Origin of the sequence: Oligoflexus sp., from assembly GCF_035712445.1 — a bacterium.
Taxonomy (GTDB): Bacteria; Bdellovibrionota_B; Oligoflexia; order Oligoflexales; family Oligoflexaceae; genus Oligoflexus.
On the sequence record NZ_DASTAT010000002.1, the window covers coordinates 65,690 to 89,076 of the forward strand.

21 protein-coding genes are annotated in these 23,387 nt (G+C 55.7%); 9 read left to right on the forward strand and 12 right to left on the reverse strand.

What is annotated here, in order from left to right; all coding sequences use genetic code 11:
* Window positions 1–36 precede the first annotated feature (36 nt).
* The 4 genes from VFO10_RS00445 to VFO10_RS00460 all read right to left on the reverse strand — a co-directional run bounded on the left by VFO10_RS00445 (window position 37) and on the right by VFO10_RS00460 (window position 3,906).
* Window positions 37–1,548, reverse strand: coding sequence for a biotin--[acetyl-CoA-carboxylase] ligase (locus tag VFO10_RS00445; protein WP_325136686.1), 1,512 nt, complete (start codon window positions 1,546–1,548; stop codon window positions 37–39).
* Window positions 1,545–2,387 carry a carboxylating nicotinate-nucleotide diphosphorylase gene (gene nadC, locus VFO10_RS00450; protein ID WP_325136687.1) on the reverse strand — a complete coding sequence of 281 codons (843 nt, stop codon included), beginning with the start codon at window positions 2,385–2,387 and terminating at the stop codon, window positions 1,545–1,547. Before nadC ends, VFO10_RS00445 begins: the two co-directional genes overlap by 4 nt.
* A 78-nt stretch (window positions 2,388–2,465) precedes the next feature.
* Entirely contained in the window at window positions 2,466–3,542 is a 1,077-nt protein-coding gene (locus tag VFO10_RS00455) for a response regulator (RefSeq protein ID WP_325136688.1), read from the reverse strand.
* Between the two features lie 61 nt (window positions 3,543–3,603).
* The gene (locus VFO10_RS00460) at window positions 3,604–3,906 is read right to left on the reverse strand and encodes a hypothetical protein (protein ID WP_325136689.1); all 303 of its coding nucleotides are present in this window, start codon (window positions 3,904–3,906) and stop codon (window positions 3,604–3,606) included.
* Window positions 3,907–4,105: 199 nt separating this feature from the next.
* Between VFO10_RS00460 and rdgC the strand changes: the two genes are divergently transcribed.
* Complete coding sequence (rdgC, locus tag VFO10_RS00465) at window positions 4,106–4,801, forward strand: recombination-associated protein RdgC (RefSeq protein WP_325136690.1); 696 nt, start codon at window positions 4,106–4,108, stop codon at window positions 4,799–4,801.
* A gap of 112 nt (window positions 4,802–4,913) precedes the next feature.
* Window positions 4,914–5,492 (forward strand): isoprenylcysteine carboxylmethyltransferase family protein, encoded by a 579-nt coding sequence (locus tag VFO10_RS00470; RefSeq protein WP_325136691.1) that lies wholly within the window; start codon window positions 4,914–4,916, stop codon window positions 5,490–5,492.
* 22 nt (window positions 5,493–5,514) lie between these two features.
* Here the strand turns inward: VFO10_RS00470 and VFO10_RS00475 are convergent, their stop codons facing one another.
* Window positions 5,515–8,025 (reverse strand): hypothetical protein, encoded by a 2,511-nt coding sequence (locus tag VFO10_RS00475; protein WP_325136692.1) that lies wholly within the window; start codon window positions 8,023–8,025, stop codon window positions 5,515–5,517.
* Window positions 8,026–8,131: 106 nt separating this feature from the next.
* Window positions 8,132–8,986 carry an SMR family transporter gene (locus VFO10_RS00480; RefSeq protein ID WP_325136693.1) on the reverse strand — a complete coding sequence of 285 codons (855 nt, stop codon included), beginning with the start codon at window positions 8,984–8,986 and terminating at the stop codon, window positions 8,132–8,134.
* A gap of 109 nt (window positions 8,987–9,095) precedes the next feature.
* On the opposite strand from VFO10_RS00480, the gene VFO10_RS00485 reads away from it, so the two are divergent.
* On the forward strand, window positions 9,096–9,968 hold the full coding sequence (locus VFO10_RS00485; RefSeq protein WP_325136694.1) for a ChaN family lipoprotein: 873 nt from the start codon (window positions 9,096–9,098) through the stop codon (window positions 9,966–9,968).
* On the opposite strand, the gene VFO10_RS00490 is transcribed toward VFO10_RS00485, so the two are convergent.
* The 4 genes from VFO10_RS00490 to VFO10_RS00505 all read right to left on the reverse strand — a co-directional run bounded on the left by VFO10_RS00490 (window position 9,969) and on the right by VFO10_RS00505 (window position 15,930).
* The gene (locus VFO10_RS00490) at window positions 9,969–12,014 is read right to left on the reverse strand and encodes a response regulator (RefSeq protein ID WP_325136695.1); all 2,046 of its coding nucleotides are present in this window, start codon (window positions 12,012–12,014) and stop codon (window positions 9,969–9,971) included.
* Window positions 12,015–12,156: 142 nt separating this feature from the next.
* Window positions 12,157–14,361 carry a hypothetical protein gene (locus tag VFO10_RS00495; RefSeq protein WP_325136696.1) on the reverse strand — a complete coding sequence of 735 codons (2,205 nt, stop codon included), beginning with the start codon at window positions 14,359–14,361 and terminating at the stop codon, window positions 12,157–12,159.
* 200 nt (window positions 14,362–14,561) lie between these two features.
* A complete protein-coding gene (gene efp, locus VFO10_RS00500) occupies window positions 14,562–15,125 on the reverse strand; it encodes an elongation factor P (protein WP_325136697.1) in 564 nt (187 codons plus the stop codon).
* A 136-nt stretch (window positions 15,126–15,261) separates the two neighbouring features.
* A complete protein-coding gene (locus VFO10_RS00505; RefSeq protein WP_325136698.1) occupies window positions 15,262–15,930 on the reverse strand; it encodes a hypothetical protein in 669 nt (222 codons plus the stop codon).
* Between the two features lie 120 nt (window positions 15,931–16,050).
* On the opposite strand from VFO10_RS00505, the gene VFO10_RS00510 reads away from it, so the two are divergent.
* The 5 genes from VFO10_RS00510 (at window position 16,051) to VFO10_RS00530 (ending at window position 21,126) form a co-directional block, all read left to right on the forward strand.
* A complete protein-coding gene (locus tag VFO10_RS00510) occupies window positions 16,051–17,544 on the forward strand; it encodes an alpha/beta fold hydrolase (protein ID WP_325136699.1) in 1,494 nt (497 codons plus the stop codon).
* A gap of 57 nt (window positions 17,545–17,601) precedes the next feature.
* Window positions 17,602–18,012 (forward strand): hypothetical protein, encoded by a 411-nt coding sequence (locus VFO10_RS00515; protein ID WP_325136700.1) that lies wholly within the window; start codon window positions 17,602–17,604, stop codon window positions 18,010–18,012.
* Between the two features lie 106 nt (window positions 18,013–18,118).
* Window positions 18,119–19,795: a pyridoxal-dependent aspartate 1-decarboxylase PanP gene (gene panP / locus VFO10_RS00520; RefSeq protein WP_325136701.1), complete on the forward strand. Its 1,677-nt coding sequence runs from the start codon at window positions 18,119–18,121 to the stop codon at window positions 19,793–19,795.
* Between the two features lie 129 nt (window positions 19,796–19,924).
* Window positions 19,925–20,308 carry a response regulator gene (locus tag VFO10_RS00525; RefSeq protein WP_325136702.1) on the forward strand — a complete coding sequence of 128 codons (384 nt, stop codon included), beginning with the start codon at window positions 19,925–19,927 and terminating at the stop codon, window positions 20,306–20,308.
* A 14-nt stretch (window positions 20,309–20,322) separates the two neighbouring features.
* Window positions 20,323–21,126, forward strand: coding sequence for a dimethylarginine dimethylaminohydrolase family protein (locus VFO10_RS00530; protein WP_325136703.1), 804 nt, complete (start codon window positions 20,323–20,325; stop codon window positions 21,124–21,126).
* Between the two features lie 4 nt (window positions 21,127–21,130).
* Here VFO10_RS00530 and VFO10_RS00535 read toward each other — a convergent pair whose 3' ends face one another.
* A complete protein-coding gene (locus tag VFO10_RS00535; protein ID WP_325136704.1) occupies window positions 21,131–21,634 on the reverse strand; it encodes a hypothetical protein in 504 nt (167 codons plus the stop codon).
* Between the two features lie 168 nt (window positions 21,635–21,802).
* Here VFO10_RS00535 and VFO10_RS00540 point away from each other — a divergent pair, with 168 nt between their 5' ends.
* Window positions 21,803–22,219 carry a DUF4189 domain-containing protein gene (locus tag VFO10_RS00540; protein ID WP_325136705.1) on the forward strand — a complete coding sequence of 139 codons (417 nt, stop codon included), beginning with the start codon at window positions 21,803–21,805 and terminating at the stop codon, window positions 22,217–22,219.
* Here the strand turns inward: VFO10_RS00540 and VFO10_RS00545 are convergent.
* Window positions 22,214–23,371 (reverse strand): aminotransferase class V-fold PLP-dependent enzyme, encoded by a 1,158-nt coding sequence (locus VFO10_RS00545; RefSeq protein ID WP_325136706.1) that lies wholly within the window; start codon window positions 23,369–23,371, stop codon window positions 22,214–22,216. The two genes, VFO10_RS00540 and VFO10_RS00545, sit on opposite strands and share 6 nt — an antisense overlap.
* Between the last annotated feature and the right edge of the window lie 16 nt (window positions 23,372–23,387).

The window sequence follows — 23,387 nt, forward strand, 5'->3', positions numbered from 1 at the left end:
CAAGTGATGAAACACTTCAATTATGCTAGCCTGGATTCAGGGTTCCGTCCATCCACCTAAAACCATCAGCCGCACTCCCTGCAATATGAGCCCTGGAACAAAGGGCGAGTCAAGCAAAATGCTCAAAATTTCACCATCCCCACCCGTGCAGATAAGCTCCCATTGCGTACCCGGCCAGGCCTGCTCCAATTCCTTGCGCAGTCCCATGACAGCCAGACTGGTTTCATTCAAAACCCCGTGCAGCATGGCCGAGCGGGTATCACGACCCAGCAGTTCCCCGCGGGCCAGCTTTTTGCCGTCCAGGTCGGATAATTTGAGCAGGGGAAGTTTCGCCGTTCTCTGATGCATGGCATCGAGTTTCATCTGAAGACCGGGAAGGACATAGCCGCCGAGGTAATGACGATCGCCATGAAGGACCTCGATGGTCACGCAGGTGCCGGCGCTGACGACGATCAGGTTGCGTCCCGGCAGAGCTTCCTGCGCCGCCTCCACCATGGCCGCGCGATCGATTCCAAGGTCTGGAAAATGATAGCGTTCAAAGCGAACCCTGAGAGGCCGCTTCGGAACCTGGACCAATTGAAAACCCAGCTCATGAAGAAGCTTCGTCGCAACTTCGCGCGCGGCATCCGCCACCGAGATCGCATGAACCGGCCAGCCCGGGGGCAGCCCGGCTTCACGCAAGGGTTTCAGGATTTCCAAAACTGTTTCCCGCGGATCAGCCGGATGAAAGCGCAGCAGCAAAGGCTGATTGTTTCGGTCGCGCGGATTTTTATAAAGGGCCAGCTTCGTCAGCGTATTGCCGATATCCGCGACGACCAAAGGCCAGTCCTTGTCCTGCTGATAAATCCACTGATAATCATGACGAACGGACGTCAGAACCTGATCGGCGTGCGACTGCATATCACGGACATGCAGCGCTCCTTCGGCATCGAAATTTTGCAGACGCACCAAATGATTCTGCCCGTCCACCCAAAGCTGCCCGGGTTCGATGGTAAAGCTTGAAAAGTCCTGAAGGAGTTGCGGTTCAGGCAGCGCGGTCCGAAGATGTTCCGCCAGCGAATCGGCGAGCATCGGCAGGGGCGTCGCGGTCCTGTGACCCAGAATCTTATCCACCGAAATGCTGCGCTGCTCAGGAACGTCCGGGGCCTCGTGAATATTGATGCCGACACCGAGCATCAAAGGTCCCCAGGTCCCGCCCTGCACGCTGCTTTCACAGAGGATGCCCGCCAGCTTTTGACCGGCGTAAAGAATATCATTGGGCCATTTGATGGTCGCCCGGAAACCAAATTCCCGGCGCAGCCAGAGCGCGACCGCCGTCGCTGCGAGAAGGGGCCACTGCCCCTGTTTGGTGTGGGCGAGTTCCTGGCTATCCATAACAAGAGTGAGATAGACACCGCCTTCGGGACTCGACCAGGTTTTTCCCGATCGCCCACGGCCCTGGGTCTGTTGCTGACTGATCACGGCAAAGGGAGGAGCTTCCCCGCCTTCAACGAGGCGGGCGGCGTGAGACGAGGTGGAATCCAGAGTCTCGAAGCGGAATATTTTCATACATCAAAAAGCAGCGAAAGATCGGACCAGCGAGCACCCGTGATGACAGACGAGGTGGAAATGAAATCCACTCCGGTTTCGGCGATCTCGCGGATATTGTGCAGGCGCACATTGCCCGAGGCTTCCACCAAAGCCTTGCCGTTGATAAGGGACACGGCTTCCTTCATCATGCCGACGCTCATATTGTCGAGCATGATGATATCAGCGCCCGCGCTCAAGGCTTCCTTCACTTCGTCGAGGTTGGTCGTCTCGACTTCAATCTTCAAAGTGGGAGGGAGGCTTTCGTGCAGACGGCCCAAAGCCGCGGTGATGCCACCGGCCGCGCGGATATGATTTTCTTTGACGATCACGCCATCGCACAGTCCAAAGCGATGATTGCGCGCGCCACCGATCACGGTCGCGGATTTTTCGAGGATGCGCAGACCCGGTGTGGTCTTGCGCGTATCAAGCAGCTGAGTGCGCGTGCCGTCAAGGGCCTTCACGAGTTCGCGGGTCAGCGTTGCGATCCCGCACATGCGGGCCATCAGGTTCAAGGCCACGCGCTCGGCTTTCAGGATACTGCGGGCGCGACCTTCGATGGAAAGGAGTTCGGTGCGATTCTCGGCAGCCGTGCCATTGCTGGCTTTGATCTGAACATTGAGCTGAGGATCGACTTTGTGAAACACAGCAGCCGCCACATCCACGCCGGCGATCAGAGTCGCTTCCTTGCAGATGATGCGCGCGCGTGCCGGGCGATTGGCTTCCACACAAAGGTCGGTGGTCCAGTCGCCGTAACCCCAGTCCTCTTCCAATGCTTTTTGAATAATGGGTTCGATCTGGATACTATGCAATTCGTGCATGATAAGCCCCCTTGGCGGATAGCGAATAGGCGTCGCTTCCGAGGAATACAGCCTCAGGGGGCCAGCGTCAAGTCCGCCTCAATCCATCAGCAAGCGACTGCGATCCTGGGTCAGACGGTCGAGTTCCCGCTGAATGAGTTCCCGCGCGATACCGGCGAAATGTTTGCGGCAATAGTCCTCGACCGCCACGCGGACCAGCTTCTCCATTTCCTCCTGGAGCATAGGTTCCAAAAGGTTACCGAGGTGGCTTCCCGCCGGGCGTGGACCTTCCCAGCCCGCATGGGACTCGGTACGGCCCCCAGGCATGGCGGCCGCAACCGGCGAGGGTAAGGGATCTTCATCTTCCAAAGAGAAGCTCATCGTATTGCGAATGGTTTCGACAGGCGCTTCCTTGCGACCGAAATTTCCCGAGTTGCCCATGGGATTGGTCGAAGGATTTGCATGAAACGAAGCGCGATCGGCAGGCGCTGCGTTCTGCATGGAACGCATTTCCGCTGCGACCTGGGTCTGCGCTGCGGCGCGCACTTCCGAGACGATGGTTTGCGCCATGGTGCGAGGCTCGGGAGCCGACGCCGACATCGGGGCTGCCCCGCGTTCATTCAGGCCCAAATCAAATCCACCCGTCTGCGTCGATTCAGGAGGAAAACTGGAAAAATCATGCCCGGGACGCGGCGTGCGCACCGGCGGTGGTGGTGGTGGCATGGCAACCGCTGGCTGGGCATGCGCCTGGGGCGCCGGGGCTGCAGCCACTCCCGCACTTGCGGCGATGGCGGCTTCTCCGCGATAGGGGAGAGCACGACCCAAGGCCTGCCTTGTGATCGAAAGCAGCTGCGCGCCATCGAAAGGTTTTTTCAGAAAATGCTGAAAGCCTGCGGCCCGGAATTGAGCTTCATCAATATTATCGTAGCTGCCTTCAAGGATGATGAAGGGAGCCTGCGGAGCCTGCGCTTTCAAGGAAAGAAAATCCTGCACGCCCTGCACGCCACCGAGAGCGGCATCGGCAATCACCAGCGAAGGCGTATGCGACATGATTTCACGGGCTGCTTCCTGGCAGCTGTCCGCTTCACTAATAACGACGTCATAGCCTTGAAAAGCCAGCTTGATGACACGTTGAATGGTGGATGAATCGTCGATGACCAGCCATCGCTCTGCCATAAAACCCCCACTGACGGTGTGGGGTTCATTTTATCACAGAGCGCCGGGAATTGTCGCGGAATCAGGAGGCGAGGCGGCGTTCCAACTTCTCGTTGACCACGACCAGGATCAGCTGGCGAACGTGATTGCGGTTCTCTTCGATGGCCCGCAGCACGAGAGCGTAATCATCCCAGGTGAAGTGCGTGGTCCGACGACTGTTCAACTCCTTGAAGCATTTCATGCGGAGATTCTCAAGATAAACAGCCTTGGACTCATAAAGGCTTTTCAAGGTATCTGGATCCAGGCCATCGGCAAGGATGGGCTTGATCAATTCGCCCATGATTTCCTTGTAGGTTTCGTAATCGGTAGGATGGCGCTCGCCCATGTAATCTCTCCACAGGATTCGTCGTGATGATAACCTCTTGTCGTCGTTTTCATGCGAAACTTAAGAACGCGGGCCCCGCGCAGTTTGGGGAATTCGGGCAAAAAAGGCCTGCAGCCTGACTCATTGCGCCTGTTTACCACCCTTGCACAAGCCTCAGAGTCCGACTACACTGGTGGGACCGAAAACAAGGAGTGAGCGAGTGAGTCTCCAAAATGGAAGTTTCTCCCTGACCCGTTATCAAGTGTTGGGGCGGACAAAGCGGCTTTCTGTCGCCGAACTGAATCAAAAACTGCACGGTTATCAGGCCCGTCCTATATCACTGCAATCCGCGGCCCGTGAAATCGACTACGGCTGGGTGCTTCCCGATAATCCCGAGCTTGAAGACTTTGTTGACCGTCAGACCGCATGGGACATCAGTGACTGCCTCTATGAAGACGGTGTGCTCCTCCGTCTGCGCATTGAAAGGCGCGCCGTGCCGGGGCAACTCCTGCAGGAAATCGTCAAGCAGCGTTGGTCGGAGCGCAAGCCGCCCGAGGAAACGGAAGAACCGCAACGCGTTCTGAAAAAGCAGGTCCTGGATGAAGTGAAAGAAGAGCTTCTGCGCATGAGCCTGCCTTCGGTCAGCTACGTGGATGCTTTCTGGAAGGACCAGGAAGACCGTATCTATCTGTTTTCACAAAGCAAAATGGCACGTGAGGCCTTCGAAGACCTCTTCCATAAGACCTTCGGCAAACCCCATAAGATCGGCATCTTCCGGCTTTTACCACCCTTGCTCGGCATCAGCCCCGACGCGTGGCAAAGCCCGGCCGAGCACAACGAGTACCTGCAGCGCATCGTGCATACCCTGCCTGTGAGGTCCGGTCGCGCCATTGAGACAGAGGCCCCACCCTTCTGAACCAAAAAATTTTAGATTTTGTGTCAATTTGAAGTAAGTTGGCGCGTTTTCAGCTGCGTAGGCCATAAATTGGTTGTAAAAGAATACTCCTTACTGACCGGAGATTAAGTCGATGTTTGATAAAGAAACCCGCGTGGAGCTTGGTGAATGGTTTTTCAAGGCGCGTGACTATACGCCCATTCCCCTGATTTTTCTGTTGCTCATCTTCGGTCATCCGACCGTGAAATCCGCAACGATTGGTTTGCTCCTGATCATGGTGGGCGAACTTTTCCGCATCTATAGCGTGGGTTTCATCGGCACCATCTCGCGGACCCGTTCGCAGAGCACAGGCGGCCGCCTCATCACTGAAGGCCCCTTCTCGTATGTGCGGAACCCGCTCTACGTCGCGAACTTTCTGATCACGCTCGGCTTCACGGTCTTCGGCGGCAGCCTCTGGCTCCTGGCTCTGACTGTGCTTCTTTTCGTGGTGCAGTATTATTTCATCGTCGCTTATGAAGAGAATCTTCTTCTGGCGAAATTCGGCGAGGAATATGACGAGTATCGTCTGCGCGTGCCCCGCTGGATTCCTGATCGTTGGCCGAACCTTGATCAAATGATGTGGCCGGACACGTTCACTCCCGCTCTGAAGAGCGAGAAGCGCACCCTGACTACGATCTTTTCTTTGATTTTCCTTTTGGCTCTGTTTGCATAAGACAGCAGGGGTTGAGGGCCCGTCAGGCGAGAAGCGTGGCGGGCAGTAGATCCTCCCGCTCCGCGAGCCTTTCACAGAAGACCATCGGTCCTTCCTCTTCCAGCCAGTGCCAGCCCTTCAGTCCAAGCTCGGGCCAGATCACCATGAGAAAGCGATAGGATTCCTGATACCAGCTGAGATCCAGCCCCGGTACGATCACGGCGTGAATCACATTCAGCATGCGACGCAGTTGCCGTTCCTTTAACAGGGACTGCAGATAATCAGCGAAGAAGACCACGGTCTGATCACCGATTTTCAAGGCGCCCAGCAGTTGATGCAAAGCCTTGGGCTGCAGCTCTTCAAAGAGAAACGCGAGGAACCTTTGTTCGGCGGCGGCCTGCCTGGGCCCTTCGAGAACGCGCATCAGGATGCTCAAGACTTCCTGCTGCTCGTCGCGACTGGAATGTTCCCCGAGAAGACGCAGCACAAAATCACTCGCATGACTGCGGCTGATCTGAAGGCCGGAGAGCAGACGCAATCGATCGCGCAGAAGATTCCAACGCGGCTCGGATGGTTGCGCGCCGGCTTTCGCCTGCGATGGCGCCGGTGCGGGAGTCGGCATGGGGATGGCCGGCGTCGGTGTCACAGGAACAGAACGGGGTTCCGCCATTTCCTTGGGAAATGGAATGGGCTCACGGACCGGAGCTTCCCGCATGCCCGAGAAAGGATCACGGGCGGCCTGAGAAGGCGGTGCGGGGTCTCGAACCACTGCGAAGGGATCCAACGATTCGCGACCTTTGGCAAATGGATCGCGAGCCGGCGCAGGATTTGCGGCTTTCGCGGGGGCAAAGACATCGGGAATGGGATCCGGTGGCCGCGCGGGGGCGAATGCGTCACGTTCCGACGAGCGGGCGGGCACATCACGCTCTGTGGGCCGCGCGGGGGCAAATGCATCGCGTTCCGTTGCGCGGGCGAATGCATCGCGTTCCGACGAGCGATCAGGTTCTGGTGCGCGAGCGAAAGCATCACGTTCCGTTGCGCGCGCAGGTGCATCACGTTCTGGTGCTCGGGCGAAAGCATCACGCTCCGATGAGCGGGCAGATGCATCACGTTCTGGTGAACGTGCGAAAGCATCAGGTTCCGACGAGCGAGCAGGCGCCTCGCGTTTCGGTGGAGCCTGATCGCGGACCCCTGCAAAAGGATCTTTGGCCTTATTTTTCGAAGCTGCGGCGGCCTTGGCTTCCCGCGGCGAGACGAATTCATAAGGCGGAATATCAAAATCACGCGGAGGAAACGCCGGCTCCACAGGCATCTGGGCCTTCAGAAGTTCCTCGGGATCGAGCTGCGTCGTGGCCTCGTCATCATAAGGAATCGGCGCGCTCATAAGATTGGATTCAGGCAGAATCTCGGTGTTTTCCAAAGGCGATGGGGCGACGGCGGAATTAGCCAGATCATAGGAAAAGGGCTTGCGGGTTTCCTGCCGGGACATGCTGCGCTGCGATGAAGACTCGGGAAAATGCACCTGCTGCGATTCCTGGAACATCGCATTGGAATCCGGCGCATACTCGCTCGGATCAAGGGCTGCCCGTGAGCGAGGCTTCGCCGGCGCTTCCTTCGATCCCCGATTGGATTTTTCGGACGGCTGAGGATCTTTCCCCGGGTTTGCGCTGCTATTCTGAGCGAAGACATCCGTGCTCTCAAACACCGACTGAATATTGCGTGGCCGCGGCGGATCGCGATCTTCCGGATTTTCCAGAAGATTCGGCCCCACCTTCAGGCCCGAGACTTTGGACAGCGACGAACGGCGCGTGGTTTCTTCCGGCTGATCATCGGTTTCCTCAAGGCTCTTATCATAGAATTCCTTGGGCCCCGTGAAAGAATTCGCAGGATCAGCAGCAGGCGTTTTACTCCGCTTCGGAGCATAGCCGAACATATCCGCGGAATACTGAGCATCACCCGACGCAGGCTGGGCCGTCGGCGGCACGGATTTTTGTGCAGGACGTGGCGGCGAGGGCGGTATGCTATCCGCTTCGGACGGTTTATGCTGCTGGGTGCGCTCATCATCCTGCGCTTCGTCATCCAGCTCGGGTGATGGCAGACGGAAGTGAACGCGAGCCTGACGAACCGGCAAAGGCACATCAGGAGCCGGCTCGTCCTCCTCTTCGGCCTGAGGCAGATTCGGAGGTGGCGTCCGGCCACGCGTGACGGTGTTTTCACGCGCGACATCGCTTTGGAGTTTATTGATTTCATCCCGAACGAGGGCGGCGTTTTCCATTTTCTCAAGCTTGAGAAAACAGGATTCCACATCCTTCAGCGCCCCGATTTCATATTCCTTGGTGAGCTTTTCCTTGCGCGCTTCCTGAAGCTCAAGGGCAGCAGCTTTCAAGGCGGCATAAGGATTCGGCGTGAGCAGAAGACCGACCAGTTTTTTCAAATAAAGGATGCGCTCAAGGACATCCTCCTCAAGCACCAGCGTCACAAAGCGATCGATCAAGGTCTCATTGGTGGGTTTGGCCTCGATCCGCTTCAGAAATTCTTCGAGTCCTTCCTTCATCCGCTCTCCCTCTTGCTTTCATTCTAACAGCTCCCCATCTTTTGCACTGGGGGCCGGCTGGGAAAGCTTTGCTGAGGGACGGACGGCGTTTTTTGCCGGGATCAGGTCAACGTTCGATCAGAAAAATACCGCTCACGATCAGGCAGGCCGCGACGATTTTCCGCCACTGAAAGCCTTCCTTCAGAACGAAAAAACTGAGGATCATGCCCATCAGAACCGAGGTTTCCCGCAAGGGACCGACGATGCTGATGAGACCGCCGATGTGCTGAGCATAAAGGAACAAACTGTAACCCGCAGTGGAAACAGCGCCCCAGAGGATGGTCTGCCGCATGAAGGCAAGGCGATCCACGCGCGGAACCGTCGCGAATTCCCGCAGCTGCGGACGGGCCAGGATCAGGCACTGACCGATGTTGGAAATGAGGCAAACCGTCAAGGGAGGCAAAACCTGCACGGAGCGATGATCAATGGTCGTATAGAAACAGATGCAGACAGCGACCATAAGAGGCCAGGGTGAATGCAAAAGCAGCTGCACGCGTTCGCGAAAAGCCCCCGGAGCGGTGGCCTGAATTCCAAAGAGAATGAGCCCCACACCCATCAGCGCCCACGGCCCGGGCCTTTCCTTGAAGAGCAGAAGACCCGCGATCACGATGAAGACCTGGGCAAGGCCGCGCGACACAGGATAGGCTATGGAAAAAGGCACGCGGCGATAGGATTCCGCGAGACAGAAGGTATAGGTGGCGTGCGAGACAATCGAAAGCATCGGAAAAAGCCAGAGTCTCGCCGACCAGGTGATGCGCGGCCACTCATAAAAAATCACCAAGGGCGTAATGAAAAGACAGCCCCAGAATGTGATCCACCACAGGAAGGCACCCTTGTATTGAGTTTTCTTGGCCTGAAGATTCCAGATTGCATGCAGCAATGCGGACAAGAGCACAATCCAGAACGGCAGCTGATCAGACATGCAGGGTACCCCTCTTCCCTCTTTTGTAACAAAGATGAGCGTGGAATTCCAACTTGCTTGAGCGCGTCCTTTTATGCCAGAGTATGCCAAATCCTTTCAGGAGGTGCCTGTGCTGCGTTTACGATGGATCTTTCTCGCTCTGATCCTTCCATCCTGTGTGACTTCACAGCCTGCGGATAAACTGTCGAGCGTCATGAATTCCGAGCAGCAGACTTCACTGCTCAATGCTGACGTGATCCTGCTGGGTGAGCAGCATGATAATCCGCATCATCATGCCCTGCAAAGGGAAGTGCTGGACCTTATGGGACAACGCTCGGAGTTGGGGTCGGTCGTCTTTGAGCAGGTGCATTGGGATCAGCAGGGCGTTCTGAATGCCTTGAATAACCGCTCTCTGGGTGAGCTTGCGAAGGACTTGAATTGGGCAAGCAGCGGTTGGCCGGACTATAAATTTTACGAGCCGCTTTTCATGGCGGCCACGCGTTACAAGGCGCAGCTGATCGCCGGCAATATCGCGCCCGACAAAAGCAAAGTGGTCTATAAAGAGGGCTACGCGGCGATTTTTACCCCCGACGAGCAAAAAAAGCTGGGACTGGATCAGACCTTTGAACCGAAAGCGGAAGCCGCTCTGGAAGAGGAAATCTTCGTGGGTCACTGCCGCCTTCTGCCCAAGGATCATGTGAAGACCATGATTCCGGTGCAAAGAACGCGGGATGCGGCCATGGCGTTGGCCTGGTCACGCCTTCACAAAAAAGGCAAAACGGTCTTCATCGTCGGCTCGGGTCATGCGCGCAAGGATTTTGGCATTCCCTGGTATCTGGAGCGCCTGAAGCCGGGTATCAAGGTTTATAGCGTGGGAATGAATGAAAAGGGCGCGGAAACCGATGCGGGCGTTTATGATAAGGTGATCACCACCGAAGCGGCGGAACGGGACGATCCCTGCGCGGGGCTCAAGGAAAAGTTTTCCAAACCCGCAAAGAATTGATCACGAAGCCTTGCGCTGATCCAGATGCTGCAGAATTCGGGCCAGGTCTTTTTTAGTGAAGGGCTTGGCCATGAACTCATCCATGCCGGCTTCAAAGCAGCGGCGACGATCGTCTTCAAAAGCATTCGCCGTCATGGCCACGATCATCGGCGGCGGACAGCCCACGCGCTCCCGAATGCGCCGCGTGGCGGTCAGCCCATCCATGCCGGGCATCTGCATATCCATGAAGATCAAGTCATAGTTCTTCAGTTCAAGCTGCTGCAGGGCCATCAGCCCATCTTCCGCGACATCGACATCCATGAAGCCCATGGTCTGCAGGAGCGAAGTCACGACGATCTGATTGATCTTATTGTCCTCGACCACCAGGATAGTGCGGCTGGTATTCACTTGAAACTCCGGGCCAGGCTTTTCGATAGGAACACGATGCAGAGGAGTCACCTGGGCGGTGGCCAATGGCAGGATCAGACGAAAGGTGGAACCCTTGCCCAGATCGCTTTCCATTTCCATGCGTCCGCCCATCAGTTCGGCCAAGGACGCGGAAATAGTGAGGCCGAGACCTGTCCCACCAAACCGCCGGGAAATCGACGAATCAGCCTGGGAAAAGGCCTGAAAGAGTTTATGCTGATTTTCCCGGCTGATGCCGATCCCGGTATCCTTCACTTCGATGCGATATTCAAAATGGTTCGCATCCCGCGATTCTCCACCAAAAACCAGCTGAACATCACCTTGGTCCGTGAACTTGATGGCGTTGCTGAGAAGATTCAGAAGTATCTGCTTGAAGCGGGCGGCATCACCCAGAGCGATGCGCGGCAGGGATGGATCGAAGGTGAAAAGCAGCGGCAAATCCTTCTGGCTGGCCTGGGGCATCAGAAGCTTCACCGTCTCCTGCGCGCTTTGCTGAATATCAAAGGGCGCGTGTTCCATGTGAAGACGCTGAGTCTCGATCCGACTCAGGTCGAGCACATCATTCAAAACAGTCAAAAGACCCTCGCTGCAGGATTCGACCGTGTGGATCATTTCCTTCTGGGTCTGCGTCAGCGGCGATTCCTTGAGCAGCGAAAGCATGCCGAAGATACCGTTCAGCGGCGTGCGGATCTCATGGCTCATGTTGGCTAAAAAATCCGACTTCGCGCGCGACGCTTCTTCCGCCTTGGTCTTGGCTTCCTGCAGCCTTTCCTCGCGTTCCATCTGCTCGGTGGCATCCCAGTTCACGCCGGTCAGGACTCTGGTCTGATGCACGTTATCAAAGATGATACGGGCGATGCTGCGCAGATGGCGAATGCCGCCGCTGGGAAGCATGATGCGGACCATGGCATCCATGACCGTTCCATTTTGTATGCAGTCCTGGAGCTGCTGCTCCATATGCGCACGATCATCAGGATGCAGGACATCCAGCCAGTTGGATGGAAAAGAGTCCGCCGTCCTTTCATGCATCGCATAAATCTGCTCATCGCGATAGACGGCGCCGGTAAGCATATTCCATTCCCAGATACCGATGCGTCCCACCTTCAAAGCCAGCTCCAGGCGTTCCCGGGCCTGTCTTGCATCTTCGGCGAGGCGGCGGCTCTGCGTCACGTCCTGAAAGGTAGCCACGACATGGCTGGGATTCGCCACATTCTCATCGAAGAGCGGAACGGAATTGATGGAAATCCAGCGCTTTTCGCCGACTCCGCTGCTGATTCCCATGATGACGTTTCGCAGGATCTGGCCCGTGGCCAGTGTCACCATCGCCGGATGTTCATTGCCAGGAAAGGGCGAGCCGTCCTCACGCGAGGCTTGCCAGCGAGGATCTATGGAGCTTCGTCCCAAAAGTTCATCTTCGGACAGGCCCAGAATCTTGTGCGCTGCCGCATTGAAACCGACAATGCTGCCATCGGCTTTCTGCACGACAAAGCCGTCCAGCATATTATTCAGAATTTTTTCGTAGCTCTGGTTCAGCTTGCCGAGGGCTCGTCTGTGGTATTGCCAGGCCTGCAGGCAGCCAAGGGCCAGAAGGGCCAGGGCGACCATGAGGATTAAAAAATTTTGAGACAGAAAAGCCAGCATCATCGTCCCCTAAACTGGGTCACGGCTGACTCATCGGTGCTTTCGCGAAGTGATTTCTTACTTTGGGGGCATGAAAAAAGCAGTTGGGAAACTCCCAACTGCCCGTAAGCAAACCATCGAACCGTAAGACAGAGATCCTGCCTTATTCGGGTAACGTATAGTGGATATCGATCCGGGATTCCGCGGAAGGATCCTGATTCAGAGTGATCGAGGACCCTGTGCGGACGAAGTCTTTGGTGGCTTCACCGTCCACATAAACGCTCCACTGACCCAGATCAGGATTCTGGATGCCGGAGACCTGGAAGACCTTCATGATGTCCGTGTACTTATAGGCGAGCGTAAATTCCATCGCCGTGGTCACAGCGCAGGTGCTGATCAGCTTGTCATCCAGGATATCAAGGCCCATGCCGAGGTCACAGCCGCCAGCAGCGCTCAGGATGTCCGCACTGCCAGGAACGGGCATGCGGCCGATTTCAAAGGCGCGGGTGGCGCCATCGGGCAATTCATAGCCAAGGGTCAATACCTTGCCGGCTTTATGCGATTCAGCCGCGATGGTAAAGATGTTCCCGCTCTGGGTGAAAGAAACCGGAGTGCTGCCGTCCAGGATCTTGATGTTGCGGGCGTCCTTGCTGAGTGGCAGTGTATAGGAAAGACGCGCGCCAGCGTTTTTATTGTAGCCGATCTCGATCGTCTGCCCGTCAGCAGGAATGCTTTTCAGAACGACTTCGCCGGTGCCGGCATCGAAGGTGAAGTTGGAGGTCGCAAGGCCATTGACGGTGACCTTGAGCGAATCCGCCAGCGGCATGGCCGTGGTCTTAAAGCGATCGAGCAGAGGCTTATTTTCCCGATAATCGAGCGTGATGGTCGCCATATCCTGCGGCGCCTGGGTGAAGCTCACCGTACGGCCGTTGACCGCATATGAGCCTGCGGCTGCCATGGCGCCATTGATTTTGGCGACTACAGTTCCGCTGGCAGGATCCTGGTTCAGCGTGAAGCTGGTCATGATGGGTTTGGCGCCGACTTTATATTCAGCTATCACTTTCGAACCGGCCGCAGGCTCTTTGCCTGGCAAAAAGGTGATGACCTTGCCCAACTGCGTATAGGTCGTGGGATCAAGGGCCTTGACGGTTCCATCCATAGCCTGGATGGAAAGCTTAAGGGAGCCGGCATCAGGCAGGGACTTCATCTCGAACTGATTATTCAACAAGAGGGCGATGCTATCCGAGATACGGTTCAGAGTCGTCTTATAGCTGTCGTCACAGATATTACCGTAGTTCACCGCACCGTTGGCTTTGTAATCAAAGAGTCTCAGATACTGCGGCGCGGCGTTGCCGGCGGTCGAGCACAGGGCTTTGGAAGGGGCGACGATACCGTAAAATCCAGCGCTTTTGCCGATCATACGCTGCAGGGTGTTTTCGGTGTAATTGATCAGATAGGATTCCTTGGCCCAGGGCAAAGATCCGCAATCCGAGCCGTCGAGGCTGCAGTTGTCTTCATCGCTCACGATCAGAACAGCCAGCGTCGAACCCGGACGCAGCCAGGGTTTTTCCGTACAGCGAAGGCCCACGACGGCCTGGCGAATCCCCTGCTCATTGCCGCTGCCCGAGATGCCAGCATTCACGGCATTGGCGAATTTGGTCGCGGCATCCACTTCACCGGCTTTGATCAAGGTCGTATTGCAGAGCTCCTTGCCTTCCGCTGCGGCCGTGTTCAAAGACACGCCGGACGGCACAGCGGGAGCGGTTGTGATGACGCTGATCTGCCAGTTGGAGTCCTTGATCGAGGCGAGCAGCTCGTTCAGTTTGCTCGCAAGGTTCGCCTGCTCCTGTTTCATCGAACCGGAGTTATCGATGACGATCAGGATATCAGCCAGACCCTTGCGGGCCGCTTGATCGAATTCCTCTTTCATCGGCGTTCCGGCGTTCCCTTGGGTAAAGGTTTCCGTCAGAAGATTGCGGCTCAATTGAGTGAAAGTGTCCTTGACCGGAGCCAGGTTATCCTCAAGAGTGAAATCCATCCTGGCGGCTTTGGGCTCAAGGGTGAAACGGAAACTGGCATCCTTGGTCGAGGACGCCTGGAAGCTACTGATGATGGTATCTGGTTTTTTGCTCGACTCCATGCTGACAGTTTCCACCTTCGCAGGAATCGGTATCTGATCCGACGATTCATAGGTCGCATCACCCGATTGGGCTCCGGCGTCCCCCGAAGCAGGTGCCGAGGTCGCAGCTTTCTCGTCGGTCAACGAACGACCGGATTGGAATCCAGCATCATTACATGCCGACAGAAGGCCCAATGCGAGACCTAAAGTCAGCCCAGGCGTAAGTTTACGTCCCCAAAAAAGAGTCATGCAGGCTCCCCTCTCGTGTTCTTGCTATGCGCGGAACTAAAAATCTTATCGGCCCCCTAGGGGAGAGGGTTTGGGGAATCCGGATTTTTTCGAAATGTTTGGGGCTTGGGCTTTGGATTCAAGTTTAGGCGAAAAAAGTCGAGGGAACTTCGAGGGAATGCTTACCCGAGGAAAGATTGGGGAGCCGGGCTCCCCGCTCTTTATTTCTTCACTTTTTCAACGTATTCGCTGGTCCGGGTGTCGATCTTCAGCACGTCGCCTTCCGAGATATGGAAAGGAACGGTGACGACGAGGCCGGTTTCCATCGTCGCCGGCTTGCCGCCGCCGCCCGAGGTGTCGCCTTTGATGTTGGGCTGGGTTTCCTTGACTTTCAATTCCACGAAGTTATCGACTTCGACCGTCACAGGGCGGTTTTGGAAGAAGGTCACGCGCACCATGCTGTTCTCGATGATGAAGTAGCGCGCATCATCCAGATCGTCTTTTTTCAAGACGACCTGATCATAGGTCGCCATATCCATGAAGGTATAACTTTCGCCATCGTTATACATGTACTGCATTTCTTTGAAGTCGAGGTCAGGAACGTTGACTTTCTCGCCCGCTTTGAACGTGATTTCCAGCACCTGCGCCGTCTCAAGATTCTTGATGCGCGTGCGAACGAAAGCCGAGCCTTTGCCTGGGTTCACGTGTTGGAATTCCACGATGACAAATGGTTTGCCATTATATTCAATCTTAAGGCCCTTCTTGAAGTCGGTCGTCGCGTACATGGAAATTCCTTCTTATCATTCGTGGAGTTGCCTAAGTCATACTGAACCTTAAGCAACGTTATGCAAATTCGAAACGCTCTAACCTATCTCAAAAAATGAGAATCGCCTAGTCTCCGATGCCCCGTTTAGGCAGTTTCTATTCCGTTTTGGCGTCAGTAAGGCGACTGCGACTGAGGGTAAAATCGCGAAGTTCACGAACCAGATCCACATGCCGGAGCACGCGCAAAAGCGGGCCGCGATAGTGGTCGATCGCGACATGCCGTTCCCGCTGGATGCCCAGGCCGGGGCCGCGCAGATCCCGCCCCGAGGTGACGTGAATAATGTCACCAAGGCCGCTCGCGTGCTTCTTTTCGAGCATCACAACATGGCCGTCATAGACCAGAAGGTCCCCAGGAAGAGCCCTTTGACTGCGACTTCCCACATCGACCAGCGAATAGTTCTTCAAAAGCGCATCGGCCCCCAAGGTATTCATCAGGGCTGTGGTCAGATAGGTGGCAGGGAGACCGGCCAGCTTGAAGACTTCATAGGTAAAGTGACTGCAGTCCAGGCTGCAGCTGGCGCAGGTGGGACAGGCCCGGAGCCGTGAGTCCTTGTCCGGCTTTTTCAGACCCAGACACTGATTGCAGGCCTCGCAGTCCTTGACATCACCCAGTTTGTTGCCGCCCATCACATAGGAAATGGACCAGTTGTCCAAAAGATGCCGGGCCTGGCCTAAAACCTCGTGCCGCTTAGGCAAAGGCGAGCCCTCCAGCCGGGCAAAGCCGGTTGCCATCAGAATAAGCAGGTAGAATATGCCTCGTGTCATCACTATCCCCGTCAACTGACCTTATTTTATCATACCTATAGGACCTCAATCGAACGGCAGAGTAGGCTCTCGGCACAGCTTTTGTCAAGTTGGCAGAGATTCCAGCAAAAGGATCCAAATTTGTCGCGTCAGTTCAAAATCGCGCTGACCATTGAAGTGGCCATTATGCTTTGCCTCTGGAGCATCGGCTATCTTTTCTGGACGACCATCTGCAGCAACTCCTTGGATCAGTGCTTCGCCGAAGACACCTTCTGGACCCGCTCCGGTTTTCTGATCCTTTCGATCGTGCGCCCCTTCTTCTTTTCGCCCCTTATGCAGGCGGCCTATATCGGGGGTGCGAGTTTCGGTCCCTTCTGGGGCTCGCTGCTGACTGTTTTTGGAGCGGCGCTTTCGGCGATGGCCGTTTACTATCCTGGACATATTATCGGTAAGAAATTCGTAAGACCCTGGCTCAGCGAAAACCTGCCCTCGACCTGGCAGCTGCTGCGCACCCAGGATTATAAGGTGATTTTCGTCACCCGCTTCATTCCGCTCTTTCCCTTCGATGTGATGTCGCTGCTCTACGGCATGGCCGACTTTCATGCCAAGCGCGTGTTCGTCTTCACGCTGATCGGATCCATTCCCGAGGTCTTTTTCTTTGCGAGCTTCGGTGAACCCGCAAGCGATGAAGCGATGATGCGCGGTCTTCGCAATATCGCCGTCTTCGGTTTCATGACCCTCATACCCCTTCTGATCTATGAGTTCATTTCAAGGAATAAAGGCAGCAGCCTTTGGACCCGGCTGAAGCGGGTTTACTATGAACTCCTTTACGAAGCCCGGGTGAATAATGAAATCGTCAAAAGGCATCAGTATTCATCGGACAAGATTCCGATCATTTTGCTTTATGGCTTCGGTTCGTCGCGCAAGACGCTGAACGTGATGGAAAATCTTCTGACCAAGCGCGGTTTCGAAGTGATGAGCTTCAACCTCGGCGGCTCGCTCGGCGTTTTCTTCACCCGCGGTATCAAGGAAACGGCAGACTTCATCGATCGTAAAATCCAGCGGCAGATGAAACGCTATGGCTTCAAAAAAGTGCATATCGTCGCTCATTCGAAGGGCGGACTGGTCGCGCTGTGGTGGCTGCTTCGTATGGGTGGGTCGGAATATTGCGATCGGCTCATCACCTTGGGCACGCCGTTTAAAGGGACCTGGCTCACCTATCTGGCCATGTTCACGCCCTTTGGCTGGTTTTTCAAGGACGTCTGGCAGATGGCTCCCGGCTCCAGCTTTTTGATCGAGCTGCATAAGAGCCCGCCGGTTCCTGGTCTGAAAGTATTCTGTTTTTATTCGAACAAGGACAAAGTGTCGCCAGGCACCAAGGCCGTGTTCGAACATTCCAGCGATGTCACGGGTATTCCCATGCATCATGTCGCACACTTTCAGTTCCTGGCCCGCCGTGATGTCACGCAGGCCATCGTTCGCATACTCCGCCAGGATGCTGCCAATGGACGTGGACGCCGCGGCCGGGACAATGGTCCGCGAAGCCAACCCGGGAGCGCGATTCAGGATCTTGATGAAGATCAGCCGGCGGAAACAGGTGAAGAGGAATTCGATTCTCACTCGGGCGCAGTCTGATCTATACTGGGCACTTTCGATCGAATTGGCAGACACCGTGGAGCGTCGATTTCACATATGGATTCCCAAGGCCCCAGCCTCGCAGCTAAAGAATCGTGGTGGCACTACGAAGGTTCCGTGCATTTCATCGTGCGCGCGCAACCCTTCCGTCTGCTGATCCGCGCCCGTGGTCGCCGCATCTCACACCGTGAACTGATTGCCGAGCTCGATTACCTGGAGCATGATTTTATTTTTTCGCCCGCTGACCTGAGCGAGATCTTTCCCGTCGGCGCGCCCTTGAATATTCAGCTGAGCGCGGTCGGTCCTGAAGCCGGCTTCGTCGTCGCCACGGGGGAAGTCCTGCACCGCAACCTGCAGGGGCACAGCCTTCAGCTGCATGTTGGGTTCAAACGGGTCGATGACGAGCTGGAAGACCTTTTGGCTGAGCTTGGCGCCAACGGCACCCGGTCTCCCGGTGCCTTGCATTAAAACGACTTCCAGAATTTGTAATTAAGTTCCAAGATCTTGATGCCTCGGACGCAAGCTGCTATTGCTGTTAGTCAGTTTTCAGTCATTTTAACAGGGCGAGTGGGCCGTGAAGAAAAAAAACAAAGTTGTGCATCCTGAAGCGAACTACGAAAGTCTTTTGCGTATCTTCACGGTTCCCGAGAGCGAGAACAGTACGCTCGGAAGGATCGAAAAGCAGATTTCCGAAAACCTCGTCGACTTTTTCAAAGAGCACATCGTTTCGCGCGTGATCGCCCCCAATGAGCTGGAGCGGAATTTTCTGGATTCACAGATTCCCGAAGAGCCTACCTTCGTGTCGGAACAGGCTGATTTCCTGCTGAAGAACGTGGTCGCCGAATCCGTGCACGTGGCCTCGCCGCGTTTCATCGGACACATGACCTCGGCGCTGCCTTATTTCATGCTGCCGCTGTCGAAGATGATGATCGCTCTGAATCAGAACCTCGTGAAGATCGAGACCTCCAAGGCCTTCACGCCTTTGGAGCGCCAGGTCCTCGGCATGCTGCACCGGCTCATTTATAATCGCAATCAATCGTTCTACGACGAGCATATCCAATACTCAGGCAGTGCCCTGGGCGCCTTCTGCTCCGATGGAACCATCGCCAACCTCACCGCGCTTTGGGTGGCGATCAATCGTCTGTTCCGTCCTCAGCAGGATTTCGCCGGCATCGGTGATGAAGGGCTCTTTGCTGCCATGCAGCATTACGGGTATAACGGGGCCGCGATCCTGGTGTCCCGCCGTGGGCATTATTCCTTGAAAAAAGCGGCCAACCTTCTGGGCATCGGTCGACGCAACCTGCTTTCGATTCCGACGGACTCGAACAATAAGATCATCATCCCCGAGCTTTTGGAAACGATCCAGCGCTGCAAAAAACAGCGCATCGCGATCGTGGCTGTGGTCGGCATCGCCGGCACAACCGAAACCGGCAGCGTGGATCCCCTGGATGAGCTGGCTGATGTCTGTGAAGCTCATGATATTCATTTTCATGTGGATGCCGCCTGGGGTGGACCGACGCTTTTCTCGAAGAAGTACAAGCATCTTCTGAAGGGAATCGAGCGGGCCGATTCGGTCACCTTTGATGCGCATAAGCAGCTTTATGTGCCAATGGGCGCAGGCATGGCTCTTTTCAAAGATCACAAGTCGCTGACGCTGGTGGCCCACTACGCGGAATACATCATTCGCAAAGGCTCGCGCGATTTGGGTCGCATGACGATCGAAGGTTCGCGTCCGGGCATGGCCATGCTGGTGCATTCGGGTCTTCGCATCATGGGTCGCAAGGGTTATGAACTCCTGATCGATGGCGGCATTGAAAAGGCCCGCACCTTCGCGGAAATGATCAAGGCCACCGAAGATTTTGAATTGATCTCGGAACCGGAGCTTAATCTTCTGACCTATCGCTTCGTACCGGCTGATGTGCGGCGCTTCATGGCGACCTGTTCCAAAGAGGAACTCTTCAATATCAACGCCCACCTGAATCGCTTGACTATTACCATTCAGAAAGAGCAGCGGGATCGCGGCGCCTCCTTCGTTTCGCGGACCGCGCTGGAACCAGCCCTTTACCACGGCCAGCTTATTAACGTCTTCCGGGTAGTTCTGGCCAACCCCTTGACACAGGTCCAGCATTTGGAGGAAATTCTCGTCGAACAGCGCGAGATTGCCCGCCGCCTGTTATCGGGTGAATTGGCTATGGATTATTCAGAGCAGGATGAAGGTGAGCCCCGCAAGCTTGTGACGCAAGGCTCCTGATCAGGGACTTTGACCAAACTTTGCGGAAGGGATGGACTTCATGACCCAACTGTCAGTTTTCCCGGTAAATGGACCTTGATGTTTTACCGTTAAGCTGTATGGTCGGATTCAATGGAGTACCCAATTTTCATGGAACGAAGCAAAGCCCTTCTTTTGATAGCAGACGATGAAGAGATGAATAAAATCATCCTCGCCCGTCGCCTGCGTAAGGAAGGATTTGTCACCATTGACGTTGCCGACGGCTCCCAGGCGGTCGACAAGATGCGGGAATTAGCTCAAAATGGCCGCCCCGATCTTGTCCTCATGGATATCAATATGCCCGTCATGGATGGCATCGAAGCCACCCGGATTCTGAAAGCCGAGTTTGCCGATCTGCCCATCATCGCCGTCACGGCCTGTATGGTTCCTTCCACTGATTACACGCATTATGGCTTCACGGAACTCTGCACCAAGCCCATCGACTTCAATGAACTCATCGCGAAAATCGACAAGCATCTCAACCGAAAATCCTAGGAGATTCATCTTCCATGTCATACCAAAGGCGCTATGCATTGGTTCGACCACTGCCTCGATCTTTTTCCGCCGCATTGCAGCAAACACCTGTACCTATCAACGTCGACCTTGCCCATGCTCAGCACGAACGCTATACGGAAGTGCTGCGGGGCCTTGTCGGACAGCTGATCGTGGTGCCGGTGGATGAACACTATCCCGACTGCTGCTTTATCGAAGATACAGCCATCCTGGTGAATTCGGTGGCCGTGATCGCGCGCATTGGAGCGGACAGCCGCCGGGGTGAGAGTTCGGCTGTTTATTCCGTTCTGCATAAGCTGCAGCAGATCGAGCCTTCCCTGCGCCTGCATCGCTTGACCGAACCGGCGACGCTCGATGGTGGGGATGTGCTGCAGATGGGGGGAAAGATTTTCGTCGGGCTTTCCAAGCGCACCAATCAGGACGCCGTCCTGCAGCTCGAAGCCCTATTTCCAGGCCGCGTGGTGGCCTTGCCTGTGGCGGCAGGCCTGCACTTGAAATCCGTGCTCTCGGCCTTGGATGACCATACGCTCCTGGTTGAAGATGCACCTCCGGCTCGCGCCATGGCCGAACCGATCCTCGCGGCCCTTCCTGATGCCGAGGCGATCTATCTGCCGGACGCCGTGGCCGCCAACGTCGTCCGAGTGGGCGGCACCGTTCTGATCCAGGATGGATTTCCTGAGAGCGAAACCATCCTTCTGCGTGCGGCTGCACAGCGGCAGCTGGAGGTTGCGAAGCTTGATATGAGTGAGCTGATCAAAGCGGATGGAGCTTTGACCTGCTGCAGTTTGCTTCTGGAGTAAGCTTTCAAAATTCCGGCTGACGGAACTGGCAAGTCTGCGGCAAAGCCAAGGGGCATAAAGCTTCCACGCCCCTTGCAATCTGGATATAAACATTTCGAATATGCGGATAGTTTTGCAAAAGCGCGAGGCTTTGCAATTCCACCAACTCTTCACTCTCGATCATGATGCTCGTATTCCTTGGGTCGCGCAGCCAAACTTCAGCATCCTCACAGCTCGTCTGATGCACCGCGGCCAGCATCGCTTTCACAGTGAGCGCCTGTGCGAACGTCAATTGGTCTCTGGCCATACAAAGACTATAAAATGCGCCTTTTTCAAGTGGAGTCGCAGGATCGGGAAGCGGTGAAGGTGTCGGGACGCCTGGCCTGGGCGCTGGCTTTTGGTTGACGGAAATGCCGGCCACAGCGCCATTGGACTTCTTACCTTTCGCAAAGAAGCGATCATCATCTTCTTTGGTCGTGCGGCAGCTGAGAAGCAGAAGGCCCGTGAGTAAGCTTACTATAAAACGCATGATGCAACCTCTTTGATAAACGAAAATCATAGCTATCAATATATCTGGACGGTCAGTCAGTGTCTCGTCCCGAACTTCGTGTGAAGTTTATTTTTTTCCTGCCGACATCTGCCATCATGAAAATAAAAGCTGCATAATAGTTGAAAAGCAATAGAGGGAGTTTTTGATATGCTGCTGCTCATGAAGCGGACCTGCCGCTTCTGTCTGCTTGGGATGCTCTTATGCGCGAATCAGGTCCATGCAGCCCAATGGGGCGTTATCGCATCGACCTATGATACCCTGCGCGAATTTTCTGTCGTTGGAGATGGGACCCTGACGGAAACCTTACAGGAGGCGATCCAGATCTGTCGTAAAAAGCGCCCAGGTCAGGACTGTTTTGCGGTTGCGGCCGTGCAGGACGGTTGCCTTGCGTGGGCTGTGGATCGGCGTGGGCACTATGGTTGGGCCCAGTTGAAGGGCTCGCGCCTGAACACGGAAGCCATGGCCACCATGGAACGCAAAGCTGTGGAACAATGCCTTCAGGATCCAGAGTCCGGCCGCTGCCGCGTTGTGAAAACGATCTGCACCGACGACCCCGTTCTATAAGCCGCTTCGAAACTTCCCGGAAAACACCCGCAGAGTTTCCTGTATATCTTCCCGATTGTTGTGTGCGTGCGGCGACAGGCGCAGACCCGGCCCGCGCCGCGCGTGACTGATCTTGTTTTTCTTCAGCGCTTGACTCATCGACTCGATATCCGCCAGCGGGGTGGCTGCACCGGCCGTGACATTCAGCATCGGCGTCACAACCTTGGGACCATTGGGGCGTGCGACCCGGTAGCCGAGTTCGTCGAGGCCATCGGCCAGCATCTGACCAAGATCGAGGCTTCTCTGCAGAAGTCGCTGCGTTCCGAGAGTTTGGATGAGTCGCGCGGATGTGCCGAGCGCAAGGATTTCCAAAACCGATCGTGAACCGGATTCGAATCGCGTCGCATCCTGCTTCGGAACGCAGACCATGCTGGTCGGATCATCGCAGGTCCCAAAGGTTTGCGCGCCGACGTTATGCGGCCTTAATGTTTGCACCCTCTCGGGCCTGATGCAGAGGTAGCCTGCGCCGACGGGTGAGGTCATCCACTTGTGCGACCCACCGACCAACGCATCAATGCCCGAGTTCTTGAAGGAAAAAGGTCGATTGCCGATGGCCTGGATGCCGTCGACGACGATCCAAAGATCGCGGTCTTTCTTTAATTCCACCAAAGGGGCGAGGTCGGTCAGAGCGCCGGTTTGAAACTGCACCCAGGACACAGCGATCACGCGCGTGCGATCCGTGACCAGGGCCAGAAGTTTCTCAACAGGCGTGGCAAGGTCAGGGCCCGATTCCGCCAGCACGAGCCGCGCTCCACTGCGTCGGCAGGCCTCCTGCCAGGGATAAAGATGGGATCCATACTCCTGATCCCACATGAGGACTTCCTGGTCGGCCTTGAGATCCATCTGAAAGGCGAGCTGACTCACCGCATGGGATGTGCAGGAAAAAAACGCGACGGATCCTGTCTCGGCATCCAGAAAAAGGGCCATATCATGCCGCGCTTCCTCGATCGCTTCCATGTAAGCGTCATTGCAGAACATGCCCTCGCGGCGATAGCGTTCCACCCAGTGATGAACGATGGCTTCGGCCTTGATATTGATCGGCGAAAGGCCCGCGTTGTTCAGATGAATCAGTCCGGGCTTGCTGGCGAAGTAGGTGCGAAAGTCCTTGTCCATTGCGTTCGTCCTTTTA